This is a genomic window from uncultured Senegalimassilia sp. (assembly GCF_902464545.1).
Taxonomy (GTDB): domain Bacteria; phylum Actinomycetota; class Coriobacteriia; order Coriobacteriales; family Eggerthellaceae; genus Senegalimassilia.
Genome location: NZ_CABQJR010000006.1, coordinates 80029 through 94330, shown reverse-complemented (window position 1 = coordinate 94330; position 14302 = coordinate 80029). Strand labels below are relative to the sequence as shown.

Genomic DNA, 14302 nt, shown 5'->3' with positions numbered 1-14302 from the left:
CGTCGGCCTTCAGCTCGCGTAGCTTCGCCGTGTCGCGCAGGCACGTGTCGATGTAGTCGAGCACCTGGTTGCGCAGCCCCTCGTCGAGGATGGGCCAGGCGATCTCGACGCGCTTCTCCATGTTGCGCGTCATGAGGTCGGCGCTGGACAGGAAGATCTTGATGTCCTCGCGCGGGCCGAAGCCGTAGATGCGGCTGTGCTCGAGCAAACGGCCCACGATAGAGACCACGCGGACGTTGTCGGTATAGCCGGGCACGCCCGGGACCAGGCACGATATGCCGCGCACGAGAAGCGTGACCGGCACGCCGGCCTGGCTTGCCTCGGCGATCTTGACGATGATGTCCTTGTCGGTGACGCTGTTGGTCTTGAAGAACAGGCCGCACGGCTTGCCTTCGCGCGCAAGGGCGATCTGCTTGTCGATGTTGGCGATGATGCCGGGCTTGATCTGCAGCGGGGCCACCGACAGGATGTCGTAGTTGTCCGAAGCGTTCTCCAGCTGCATGTTGCGGAAGAACTCGGTGGCGTCGCGGCCGATGGTCTCGTCGGCGGTGATGAAGCTCAGGTCGGTGTAGAGCTTCGCCGTCTTCTCGTTGTAGTTGCCCGTGCCCAGCTGCGTGATGTACTGCAGGCCGTTGTCGGTTTGGCGCGTGATGCAGCAGATTTTGCTGTGCACCTTGTAATCGCGGAAGCCGTAGATGACGTTGCAGCCGGCCTCCTCGAAGCGCTGCGACCACTCGATGTTGTTGGACTCGTCGAAGCGTGCGCGCAGCTCGAACAGCGCCGTGACCTGCTTGCCGGACTCGGCGGCGGCGATGAGCGCCTCGGCCAGGTGCGACTGGCGCGCCAGGCGGTACAGCGTGATCTTGATGGAGATGACGGTGGGGTCGGCGGCTGCCTCGCGCAGCAGCTGCACGAACGCGTCCATGGACTCGTAGGGGTAGCTGAGCAGCACCTCGCGCTCGCAGACCTGGTCGATGATGGAGCGGTTGCGGTCAAGGCATGCCGGCCACTGCGGGGTGAACGGGGAGTTGGACAGCGCCATGCGCTCCTGCTCGGGCAGGTTGCTGCCAAGACCCCAGGTCCAGCTCATGTCGAGCGGCACGCTGGTGACGTAGGTCTGATGCGGTTTGAGGTTCAGGCGATCGAGCAGAAGCTCCTGCAGCACGCTGGAAAGCGGGCGCTCGGACTCCAGGCGCACCGGCGCCAGACGGCCGCGCTTCTTCAGGATGCGCTTCATGTGCTCGCGATAATCCTCGTCGGACTCGTCGGTGTTCTCCGTGGCGTCCAGGTCGGCGTTGCGCGTGACGCACAGGACGTTGGTGTGCTTGACGGTGTACATGCTGAACACCTGCTCGGCGGTCATCTCCACCGCGTGCTCGAGCAGGATGAACTGGAAGCCCTCGCCCGGCAGCTTGATGACGCGCGCGCACTGGCGCGGCATGGGAAGGATGCCCACGGTGACGCCCTCGGCGCCCAGGTTCTCGCTTTCCTCGGCGGAAGGGTGGATCTTCGCGGCCTTGACGGTTTTGCCGTCCTTGGCCTTGTCCTTCTTCTTGGGCTTCTTCGGGCCCACTTCCTCGTCAAGTCGCACGATGACGTAGAGCGACCCGTTCTCCAGGTGGGGGAAGGGGTGGCGCGAATTGATGATCTGCGGGGACAGGAACGGCATGATGTTGGCTGCCGTATAGTCGGCCAGGAAGGCGCGCTGTTCGTCGTTGAGATCGGCAGGGCGCAGATGGCGCACGCCGTGCGCGACCAAGGCCTCGCGTACCTCGGCGTAGGTCTGTTCCTGCACCGGATACAGCTGATGGCAACGCTTGTGGATGGCGGAGAGCTGCTCCGCCGGCGTCATGCCCGTCTTCGAGTCGAGGACCTGCTTCTTCAGAAGCGACAGGTCTGTCAGGCTGCCCACGCGCACCATGAAGAACTCCTGGAGGTTGGACCAGAAGATGCTGATGAAGTTCAGCCGCTCAAGCAGCGGGACGGTCTCATCGGCGCCTTGGTCGAGCACGCGTTCGTTGAACGTGAGCCACGACAGCTCGCGGTTTTGCATATAGGGCGTGGAACCTATATGCGTTGTGGATTCGTTTGCTTTCATGGCGTTCCCTTCCCTCGACGTCATAGATGAAACGTGCGTCGGGCGATGCGTCTTCGTTGATTCGATGTGCGTGCGGCCGCTTGCGGACGGCCAAGTGGAATCGATGATTGCATAACGTGCGACGCCAAGGCGACGGGGTTCCCCAACAACCACGTCCCCTCAACTCATATTTTACTCTGTTTTGATGCTGTGACCGGCCGAATCCGCCACCAGGCTGGAAATAATGGGGTGAAAAAGGTAACGATTTGGTTTCGGGTGGGGCTAATCCACTTGAGGAGGTGCCGACACGGCCCCGAGCATGCGCTCGATCAGGTACCCCTCGCGCACGCCGTGCTTGCATATGACCAGCTTATCGGCGCCAAGGTGGCGGAACAGCTCCGCTAAGATGACGCAGCCCGGCACCATGGTGTGCACACGCTCGGCGGACGCCTTCAGGGCCGCGTGCCCGAACGCGGAGGGGTTCTCTCGGCAGGCGCGCAGGATCTGGAGCACCTGCTCTGCTTGGACCTCGCGCGGGCGCGTTTGCAGCTCGTCGAGCTGCTGGACCAGCTTGGCCGCGGCGCGCGTGGAGCCGCCCACGCCGTAGAGCGTGGGGGTTTTGTAGGGCTCGAGGCTGGGAAGCTTGCGCAGGTTGCTGCGGAACTCGCAGGCAATGGCGTCCATCTCGATGGGCGCGGGCAGGATGTTGCGGACGAAGCGCGCGAACGACGACAGCGAGCCCTGGCCGAGGCTAACGTCGTCGCTGTCGCGGCCGCCGTCGACGCGGGTGAGCTCGGTGGAGCCGCCGCCGATGTCGACGAGCGTGCCGCGCTCGAGCGGGGTGGAGCAGCGGGCGCCGACGAACCCGAGGTGCGCCTCGTCGCGTGCGGACAGCAGCGTGACCGCCAGCCCGCAGCGCCGCTCGATTTCCGCGACGGCCTCGACGCAGTTCGCGGCGTTGCGCAGCACGGCGGTGGCGAACACGTCGACGCGCTTGCAGCCGAAGTAGCGCACGCGCTTCATATGGCTTTTCAGCACGTTGACGGCGCGGTCCACGCCGTCGGGCGTGAACACGCCATCCTCCACGAACGCGGCAAGGCCAGCCATCACCTTGTCGTTGATGATGCTTTTGAAGTCCTTGCTGGAATAGGTGCTGCGACAATCGTCCTTCACTTCGTATATGACAAGGCGAATGGAGTTCGACCCCAGGTCGATGACGCCGTAGGTGGGCATTGCCGTTTTCCTTCCTCGATGGCGCTGCGCGCCGGTCCCGCTTTGCGATGATGCCGGCGCGATGCGTCGGCATGAAGTGAACCTTACCCATGATAAAGGTTGCGGGCCTTCGCTTGACGCGCGCGGGCCGCGCCGACGGTTTCTGGGCGAAGATTTTACGCTCCCTTAACGTTGCCGCCTTCGGGGCGGAGGAGGCGGCGAGGCGGGTTGGCAGCTGCCTGCGGCTACCGGGTTCCCGCGTGAACAGGGGACGGAGGTGTGTTCACGTTACGTTGTGGGAGCGCGAAGCTCAAACGTGAACACACCTCCGTCCCCTGTTCACGCGTCGGGGAGGGGAAGGTGACGGGATGGGTTGGCGGCTGCCTTCAGCTGCCGATTCCCGTGTGGCGGGGCCCTGCCATCCCTTACAATATAAGATATGCATTCCCTTGCGCTCCGCAGGTCTGAGACGCAGTTGAAAGGTGCCTTCCATGAAGAGCGTCGGTATTTTCAATGCCCTTCTCCGAGTGTTGCTTTCCGTGGCGCTCGTGGTCTCGTTCACGCCCATCCCCGCCAGCGCCGCCGAGGACGCGACGGTTGCCAGCGGATCCCCCTCCGCCTCGGTCGGCGAGCAGGGTTCTGCGTTGTCGGGGGGCTTGGGCGAAGCGGCGTTGACCGGCGGCGCCGCCGTTGAGGTTGCGGGCGCCGCGGCGGGTGCCGGGGACGTGTCTTCGGGTTCTGATGCTGAATCGCCTGCCGGCGAAGCATCCGGTGCTGTTGAGCCTGCTGGCGAAGGCGGCGATACTGCCGCCGATGCCTCGTCGTCTGCTGGCGAAGGCGCTGAAGCCGCCGCATCGCCCGAAGGCGGCGAAACTGGCTCCAACGCCGCCGATGCCGCATCGTCCGAAGATGGCGAAACGGGTTCCAAGGCCGCCGAGGCGGCCGGCGATCTGGCGCAGCGCGATGCCGCCGATGCGGCGGACGACCCGGCCGAGCGTGCTGCCGATGATGAGCCGGCGCAGCAGGGGGTCCTGTACCCGTTCGGCAAGCTCATGGCCAGCGGGTACGTGTACGCCTGCGACGAGCGGGGCAATCTGACGAAACCCGTCGACGAGGACGATCCCGAGCGCAACGCCATCTCCGCGCGCGACGTCACGAATCTCATCATCGACTATCACGTTGCCAATATCCCCAAGGGTCTGTGCGAGGGCTCGACGAGCCTGACGTCGGTGCGTTTCGAGAACGACCGTCTGGATTCCATAGGCGATTTCGCCTTCGCCGCCTGCGCGAAGCTCTCCTTCATCAGCTTCTCGGATATGCATATCGGTTCGATCGGTGCGCAGGCGTTTGCCGGCTGCTCCTCGTTGACCAGCCTTTCCATTAAGAAGCCCGCTGAAATCGGCGCTTTGGGGGAAGCCTGCTTCATGAAAAGCGGCCTTGAGTCCACCGGTTTGGGGAATGCGAAGGGCCTGACGTCCATCCCGGCCGACGCGTACGAGGGGTGCCAAAACCTTTCCGACACGGGCCTGGGGCAAAACCAGCAGATCGTCTCGGTCGGCTTCGCGGCGTTCGCCAACTGCCCCAACCTGCACGTGACGGGCCTTGAGACGAACACGTCGGTGAGCCAGCTGGGCGACGCGTGCTTCTCCGGGTCGAACCTTGACGGCGGCTTGGTCTTGCCGAGCGGCTCGCAGATCGAGGAGCTGCCCAGCCGGGCGTTCGCCGACGCGAATTTGGACTACGCGTACTTCCGGTGCGACCATGCGGTGTACATCGATAGCGACACGTTCCCCAGGCGCGGGATGCAGGTGATGGTTCCGTCGAGTTTGGTCGGCCTGTATCGGTCGAGCACTCCGGAGCGGAACTGGGAAAGCTGCAACGGCCAAACCCCCGTCAGCATTGCCGAGTGCCTGAAGGACCTTCGAATCGAGCACGACCCTAACGTCATGGAGTACGCCGAGGACGATAAGGTTTCCCTTGCCGGCATGAAGGTCACGTTCGACCACGGGTACGGCAGGAGCTCGTTCGCTTATGAGGACTTGAAGAACTGCGCGTTCGCCCAGTTCATCGAGGTGTACCCCGATGACGGGTACCTGTTCCGCTCAAGTTTCCACGGCCAGCGCATCCATATGACCTACGACGACGGTGAGGTGTACCTTGACGCGTACTCGGCCGATCCCATGCGTGAGCGGGGCAACACCGACCTGGCGGTGGATATCCGCTACGACGGCGCGCTCTCCTCCGGGGACAGCGCCACCGGCGCGGGCCAGTACAAGCCCGGCGAAACCTGCGTGGTGGTGGCCAACGCCACCACGCCCGGCAGGACGTTCGCCTATTGGACCGACGAGGAAGGGAACATCCTTTCCGAGGACCAGTGGTACGAGTTCACGGTGGAACGCGACACGCTGCTGACGGCGGTGTTCGCTGACAGTGCAAAAGTGGCGCCCGAGGTCCGCCTGGGCAGCGCCGACAGGCGGCAGGTCATCGGCGCGCGGGCGAGCGTTGTGGTCGATGGACGCGACATGGGCAGGAGCTTCACCACGTATGCGGGCAAGCATGTGACGCTGACCTGCGAATACGATACGTCGAAGTACCATTTCGACCACTGGGAGAGCTCGCTTGACAAGCACTATCTGGGAAGCTGCCCCGGCGACACCATCGAATACGAAGCCGTTGCCGGCGAGACGCCCATCGCCGTGTTGGTGGAGTACGGGCAGGTCAACGTGTCCGCGAAAAGCGCGTCGGGCCTGGCGCTCGGCACGGTGAGTGGCTCGGGCACGTACGAGCTGGGGCAGACCGTCAAGCTGTCGGCGATCCCGGAGAAGGGGTGCCGCTTCCTGGGCTGGATGCATCGCGGCGAGCTGATGTCCACCGAGGCTTCGTATGCGTATCGGGCCCAGGACTTCGACGAGGTGACCGGCTGGTTCGCGTTCGACTTCTCGCAGACGTGGGTGGCTGTGCGCGCCGCGTCGGCGCAGCCCGATCGGGGCAGCGTCTCCGGTGCCGGTATGTATGAGGAAGGAACCCAGGTCACGCTTACCGCAACGCCGAACGCGGGCTACGCCTTCTCCGGCTGGTTGCGCGACGGCGAGCCCATCGAAGGCGGGGAGAGTCTGGTCGTGACCGCCGAGGGCGCCGACCAGTCGGACTCATTGGTGAAGCGGTCACCGATTTACACCGCTACGTTCGAGCCGATTTCCTGCAAGGTGAGCTACGAGCAGACGCTCGACACAGGCGGCCGGACGCTTATGGAAGGGGTGGAGGTCCCGCAGGTGACGGGCAGTCTTTCCACGGAAGGCGGCCAGGTGGTCACGCTTGACGCAAAGGCCCTGGGCATGCTCGATGACGACACGGTCTTCACCGGCTGGTTCGATGCCGCCACAGGCGAGCGCGTGTGCGAATCCCCCGTGTACGAGTTCACGCCCGCAGGCGACACCACGCTGCAGGCGCGATTCTCCCTGAAGGAAGTGGGGGTGCACATCAACCCTGCTCAAACAACCGATCACTCCGAATCGTACGCCCATCTGCGGGTGGATGCGGCGAACTGCTACCGCAACGTCGGCGAGACCGTCCAACTTTCAGCGACGCTTGACAACGCGCAGTTCGTGGGCTGGTACGCGGCTGACGGCGACGACTCCATGGCCATCAGCGACCAGGCAACCTGCGAATACGAAGTCGCGAAGCCCGCGAACGAATCCGCGCAGATGGAGCTCACGCCCTGGTACTCGGCGATCCCGGCGAGCGTGGTGCTGAGCGTCGCCGGCACCGACGAGGACGGCAACGCTCCGGGCTACTTCCTGACCTCGGGTCTGTACGGCGTCGGCCAGCAGGTGACGGTCAACGCGGTGCCCGAGCCGGGCTACGTGTTCGACTACGCCACCGATGCGCTGGGCAACACGGTTCCCGCAGCGCCCGATGGCTCGTACACGTTCCTGCTGACCGGTGACACCGAGCTGGTGGCGCATTTCCGCGTGGCCGAAGATGAGGACGAGGCGTTCGAGGCGCTCCAAATCGCGCTGCTCGCGGTGCTGGGCACGATCGGGGTCGTCGCCGCCGTATACGGCTTGGGCGAGATTGTCGACCCCATCATCGCGCAGGCCATGATCGACATCGCCGGCGCCGAGACCATCGAGGATCTGGCCCTGATCGGCAAGAACGCCCTCAAGGAGATCAAGGATATCTTCGATCACCACAAGCACGACAACGACCCGAACAAGCCCCATGGCGACCATTCGGTCGAGATCGTGGCCACCGCCCATCCCACGGAGGGCGGCATCGTGCGCGGCGGCGGTATCCATTTCGAGGGCACCATCGCCGAGCTCGAAGCCATCCCCAACCCGGGATACCGCTTCGTGTGCTGGAAGGAGGACGGCGTCGAGCGCTCCGTGTCGCAGCGCATGCAGATCCGCATTACCGACGCCACGCCCGAGGTGGTGGCCATGACGGCGGTGTTCGAGCGCAACGTGCGCATCACCACGTCCGCCGAGGTGACGGGCGTCGATGCCGGTATCCCCACCGGTTGCAACGCCACGCCCGATGTACAGACGCCGCGGCAGGGCCAGGAGGCGAAGGTCATCGTCACGGAAGGCGAGGGCTACGCGTTCGTCGGCTGGTTCGAGGACGGCATCGAGGTCTCGAAATCGCTCGTGTACGTGTTCCCCGCCGAGGTCGATAGGCACCTGGTGGCGAAGTTCCGCAAGGCCGACCGCACCATCGTGGTGGGCGCCGATCCCGATGAGGGCGCGCAGGTGCTCTGCGACGGCGTGCCCGTGGAGGGCGGCGTGGTCAGGGCCGCCGATGGCGACATCCTCACGTTCACGGCGGTGCCCGCGGCGCGCGCTGACGACCCGGAAAAGAAGTACAAGCTGGTGGAGTGGCGCAAAACCGACGATTCGGGACGCACCGTCATCGACCGCGGCGATGTGTGCGAGTACCGCGTGGACGGCAACGGGCGCATCACGGCCGTGATGGACGGCAAGGACAGCCATTCCGTCCGCGCGGCTGCCGACCCTGTAGAGGGCGGGACGGCTACGCTCAAAAACGGGGAAAGCATCGGCGAGGTGCTCGACGTGCCCGAAGGGGAAAGCGTCATCGCCACGGCGGAGGCCCGCGAGGGCTACCTGTTCGACGGCTGGTACATCAGCTACGGCGCCGCCGATGCGGCGCCCACGTTCGCTTCCCACGACCAAACCTATACGTTCGCGCCGGTGGCCGACTGCACGGTGACCGCCCGCTTCCAGCGCCTGTGCAAGGTGAGCGTGGTGGCCGAGCCCGTCGACCAGCTTGCCGGCAAGTACACGGTCACCGGCGACGGCTACTGCGAAAGCGGCAAGCCTGTCACGCTTTCCGTGAAGCTTGCCGACGACATGCGCGACAAGTTCACGTTCAAGGGCTGGTACCTGGGCGATTCCGGGGTTCCCATGGGAACGGACCCCGACCATCTTGAGCTCACCCCCGAGCAGGACACGATGGTTCGTGCGGTGTTCGTCCCCAAACGTTACCGCATAAGCGTGGAGACCGATTCGCACTTGGTCGAACGCGGCACCGTCGAGATCGAGGGGCATCCCGGCGCGGACGCGGTTATGGTGGAATACGGAAGCACGGTGACCATCAAGGCGAAGCCGAACGAGGGCTTTCGGTTCGCCCATTGGAAGGACGGCAAACGCAAGAAGCATCCCGAGCAGCAGCTGACCGTGCGCGTGACGGGCGACCAGACGTACAAGGCGGTGTTCAAGGGAGCGGAGCCTGAGGTGGTGATCGCGGCCGACTCGTGGCTCGGCGGAACGGTCACCTGCAACGGCATCGAGGTCACCCCGACGACCGATTCCTTCTCGCTGGGCCAGACGCTGCACTTGAAGGCAGAGCCGAAGACGGGGTACTTCTTCTGGGGCTGGTACGTGAACGGCATCTTCACCAGCCTTGATATGGAATGCGACGTGGTGGCGAAGGGGTTGACCGCCAAATCGGAGCGGTGCACGGTCACGGCGGCGTTCAAACCCTACGAGGTGGTTTGCCTGCCCGTGGCAAGCCCTGCCGATGGCGGGTCGGTGCGGGCCAGCCGTGTGTTCACCGAGCGCGGCGCGGAGGTGGCGCTCAAGGCTCAGGCGTCGCCCGGGTACGAATTCACGGGCTGGTATTCCGCTACCGGCGAGCTGGAGTCCTTCGAGCCCGAGTTCACGTGCCGCCTGATGCGCAGCCATGTGCACGTGGCGCATTTCGAGGAGCGTTCGTACGAGGTTTCGGCGGTGCCGGCGGTGGCCGATGCCGACGGGAATTTGGTAGAGAACCGGTCGGCCGGCTGGGTCGAAGGCGCCGGGACGGTGGGCGCCGGCTATTCGGCAACCCTTTCCGCACATGCGCTTTCGGGCTACACATTCGAATACTGGGCCGACGCCAAGGGCAACGTGGTGAGCCGCGATGCGGATTACCGCTTCGTGCCCTCCAGCGACACGAAGCTTTCTGCCGTGTTTGCGGCTAAACAGTTCACGGTGAACGTTTCCGCAGGTGAAGGCTATGGCAGCGCCACGGGCTCGGGCACTTACGCCGCGGGCGAGATGGCGTGCGTCAGCGCCGTCCCGGCCGCTGGGGCGCATTTCATCGGCTGGTTCAGCGGCGGCGCGTGCCTGTCCACCGACGCCACGTACCGCTTCCCGGTGAGCGCGGATATCGATTTGGAAGCCGTGTTCGGCATGGGCTCGTTTACGGTGAGCACCATGGCCTCCCCGACGGAGGCGGGGTACGTGAGCGGCTTCGGCGGCTTCGACGAGGGCCAGCGCACCACGCTGTCGGCCACGGCCAAGCCCGGCTTCACCTTCGATTGCTGGCGCGACGTGCAGGGTGCGCAGGTCAGCGGCCTTCCCGAGTGCACGGTGACCGTCACGGGCGACGCCGCGTACACCGCGTGCTTCAAGCGCAACTCCTACGGCGTGACGCTGAGCTCGAACGTCGAGGGCGTGGGCGAGCTGTCCGGCGAGGGCGTGTACGAGTTCGGCCAGGTGGTGCACATTCGGGCGCGGCAGACCGACGATCGTCGCTTCGTCGGCTGGCAGCTGGTGGGCGCGGACGGCTCGAAGACGCATTTCGCCGACGCCGCGGACACCTGGTTCGTGCTCGACGAGGACCTGGTCGAGGCCCTGGACGACGGCGTGCTGGAGCTTGAGGCGCAGTTCGCCGACCCGTACGAGGTGGCGGTCAAGGCGACCCCGGTGGTGAAGGGCAAGTCCACGAACCGCCGTTGCCGCGTGCAGGGCACCGGCGCTTACGAGGCGGGAGAGACCGTCACGCTCAGCGCCGTCGCGGGTCTGGGCTACCGGTTCGTCGGGTGGACCTCCGACCGGGAGGGGCATGCCGTGGTCAGCACAGACGAGGTGCTCAGCTTCGAAGCCAAGTCCGATGTGATGTATTATGCGCAGTTCGAGGCGGACGGGCAGGTCACCATCACCGCGTCCCAAAGCTCAATTTTGCGCGGAAAGGCATTCCTGACCAGCGGAAACGGTTTGACAAGCGCGACGAAGACCTGCGACAAGGGCGACCCGTTCGTGGCAATGGCCATCCCGTGGTCGACCTACCGCTTCTCGCATTGGATTGACGACGCGGGCGCCATCTTGAGCTACAACGCCGTGTACGTGGGCATTGCCCAGCAGGACATGCAGCTGACGGCGGTGTTCTACGACGCGGGCTTCGACCTGCAGGTTGACACGTATCCGGCCAGCGCGGGCTTCTCCACGGTGGTCCCCTTCACCGGTGACGGCTACCTGACGGCGACGTGGATGGTGACCATCCCGTTCCCCGGTTGGAGGTTCCGCTACTGGATCGATGAACGCGGTGCGCCGGTGGGATTCAGCCCGATCATCGTGCGGCCGGCGGTGGCGAACAAGACCTACACGGCGTATTACGTAAGGGATTCGTGGAACGTCGTGGCGGTCGACCCGCGCGACGGCGGGTACATCTATGGCTCGTCGGAAAACGATGAGTGGGGATGCGCCCTGGTCGAAAAGGTGGAGAACGGCTCCTCGTGCACGTTGCGCGCCGTGCCCGATGAAGGCTACGTATTCAATGGCTGGTATTCAATTGGGAAGGACGGCGCCGTGGGTTCCAGGCCGGTGAGCACGGATGCGGCTTGGACGTTCACGCCCGAAGACGACGTGACGGTGACGGCGCGGTTTGCGGAGGCGCCGAAGCTTGAGGTGAAGGCGTCGGCGATCAACGGCACGGTTGATCCGGCCAGCGCGGCTGTGCCCCAAGGCGGCAGCGCCTCGTTCACGGCGACGCCTTATGACGGGTGCTACCTGGAGCGCGCGACCGTGGCCGATGTGCGCGACGACTCGATCGCGGATTCCGTCGATCTCGACATAGCCGATTACCAGGGCGGAAGCTACTGCGTTACCTTGAACGGCATCGAGGCGCCGCAGCGGCTGGCGTTCTCGTTCGCCCGCGCGGGCCAGCCGGTGGTGAAGGTGCAACCGCAAGATGCCAGCGTGCATGAGGGCGAAGCAGTGGCGCTTTCGGTTGCGGCTGATGCCGCCGAGGAAATCCTTGCCCACGAGGAAGTTTCGTGCGGGGCGGCGGCGTCGCACGAGCTGGGCTATCAGTGGTTCCGCGTGACCGACGGCGGCGAGGATGTGGCGCTTGAGGGCGAAACGTCTGCTTCGCTGACGTTCGATCGTGCTGCGGCGGCGGATGCGGGTTCGTACTATTGCCGCATTACGCAAACGTATCTGGGCACGGTGACGTCCGTCGAGACCGATCGGGCCGAGGTGTCCATTGCCAAGCGCGAGGACTTGGCGTTCAACGCGTGCGGTTTGCCCGTTGCGACTGCTCATAGCGATTACGTCGGGGCTATCAAGCCCGCTACCGGTGGCACCGCGCCTTATACGTATGCGGTTGCGCCTGACAGCGCGTTGCCCGAGGGCTTGCACCTGGAGGTTACCGAGGACGGCGCGGTGCGGATCGCGGGAACGCCGGAAAGCACGGGGGTGTTCGGCTTCGACATTGTTTGCTCCGATTCCGCTGGTCAGACGCGTACCGCTCGCTTCGCGCTAACGATGGCGCCGAAGAAGGTGGACATGTCGTTCGCCGAGGCGATCTTCGAGTACAACGGCCAGCCGCAGGGCCCCGAGCTTAAGGGTGTCCCGGCTGAGTGCGCCGGATCCGTCATGCTGTCCTTCAGGGGAACGGGTGACACCCGCTATTCCGGCAGCACGGCTCCCACGGATGCGGGCACGTACCGGGTGGTGGCCAGGCTTGCCGCGAACGGGTACGTCGGGCGCGCCGTCGCCGAGTTTGCGATCGCGCAAAAGCCCGTTTCCTTCGACATCACGGCGGCTGATTGCGTCTACGACGGGTTTGCCCATGGCGTGCAGGTGGATGCGTACGAGTTGCCCGAGCAGAATTATTCCGTGACGTACGAGGGCGTCGACGGCACTGTGTACGGTCTGACCTCGGATGCTCCGCACGACAGCGGCAGCTATGTTGCGACTGCGCGCGTGGAGAATCCCAACCTGGTCGGGGAGCAGAAGGCCTCGTTCACCATAGCGAAGGCGTCGCAGGCCGTCACGGGCCCGACCTCGTATTCTGGCGTGTTCGGCGGCCCGGGCATCGTTCTGCAGAACACGGCGAAGACCCCGGTGACGTTCGAGCTTGTGCAGGACGCCGACGGCGACGCGCCTGTTTCGCTGCAGGGCTGCTACGCCACGATCAACGCTGCCGGCGCCGCGCGCGTGATCGCTCGCGCGGCTGAGAGCCGCAACTACCTTGCGGCCGACGATGTGGAGCTGACCCTTTCAGTGGCGCCTGCCCAGCTTCTGGTGGCGGTCGACGACGTTGAGCGTATGGAAGGGGAAGCCAATCCTGACTTCACCAGCAGCTTGGTGAGCCGTGCGAGCACGGATGGGGTGGAGGTGAACTACTCGTGCGATGCCGACGAGAAGTCTCCGGCTGGTGACTACATTATTAATGCGAGCGTTGACGATCCCAACTTCGCCGCGACCGTCGTGCCGGGCACGCTCACGGTGAAGGCGAAGCCGGAGCCCGATCCGGGTCCGGGACCTGTGGACCCCGACAACCCTGATCCGGTCGACCCGCCGGATCCTGGTCCGACTCCCGATCCGGGTCCGAGTCCCGATCCAAATCCTGATAATCCGGATCCGGGTCCGGCTCCCGATCCCGGCAATCCCGATCCTGACCCGGTCGATCCGCCGAATCCGCCCGAGCCGGGTCCGGGACCCGACCCTGATAACCCAGACCCTGACAACCCGGATCCTGGTCCCGGGCCGCGGCCGGACCCCGACAACCCTGAGCCAGGGCCGAGCCCCGATAACCCAGACGGGCCGGATAACCCCGACAACCCCGATCCCGGGCCGGACCCGGTGAACCCGCCTGCTCCGGGACCTGACCCCGATCCCGATCCGCCGAACCCGCCGGCTCCGGGTCCTGGACCTGGCCCCGAGCCTGGGCCTGGACCTAACCCCGGGCCGGACCCGGTGGATCCCGGCAAGCCCGATCCCGGGCCCGGGCCTGGCCCGAGCCCGGACAACCCGGATAACCCGAACGGACCCGACAACCCGGATGAGCCGGACCCGTCCGATCCGTCTAAACCGGGCTCGGACTCCGAAAACCCCGGACCTGGTTCCGGCAACTCGGACGACTCGAATTCGGACAATTCGGGCAATCCTAGCGACTCGGATAACCCGGACGGCTCCAACGGCTCGTCGTCCGGCACCGGCTCCGCCAACGCTTCCGGAGTCGCAGCGCTTGGGCAAACGGGCGACGCTGCTGCTAAGACCAGCGCCATGGCAACCGACGTCGCGGCGCTCATTGCGGCGGCGGTGGCTGCCCTTGCGGCGGCCTTCGCGACGCGCCGGCGTCGCAGGTAAAGTCAACGGTTGGTTACGATTCTCCGTCGTCTCCGTTCCCGCTTCGGCGTGTGCTAGCATGAAGGCAAGATTCCCGCCATGCTGCACGCGCCGTTGCGCATTTCGGAGCCGCTAGCCGTGTGGGATGGTATCGATCGCG

Annotated in this window: 3 protein-coding genes; 1 reads left to right on the top strand and 2 read right to left on the bottom strand. The window is 65.2% G+C overall.

What is annotated here, in order from left to right; genetic code table 11:
* A partial coding sequence (gene ppk1 / locus RDW26_RS03120; protein ID WP_307982481.1) for a polyphosphate kinase 1 occupies nucleotides 1-2098 on the bottom strand: 2098 nt, incomplete at its 3' end.
* Nucleotides 2099-2359: 261 nt separating this feature from the next.
* Nucleotides 2360-3310 carry a hypothetical protein gene (locus RDW26_RS03115; protein WP_307982480.1) on the bottom strand — a complete coding sequence of 317 codons (951 nt, stop codon included), beginning with the start codon at nucleotides 3308-3310 and terminating at the stop codon, nucleotides 2360-2362.
* Nucleotides 3311-3780: 470 nt separating this feature from the next.
* Here RDW26_RS03115 and RDW26_RS03110 point away from each other — a divergent pair, with 470 nt between their 5' ends.
* Complete coding sequence (locus tag RDW26_RS03110) at nucleotides 3781-14163, top strand: InlB B-repeat-containing protein (protein WP_307982479.1); 10383 nt, start codon at nucleotides 3781-3783, stop codon at nucleotides 14161-14163.
* The last annotated feature ends 139 nt before the right edge of the window (nucleotides 14164-14302 follow it).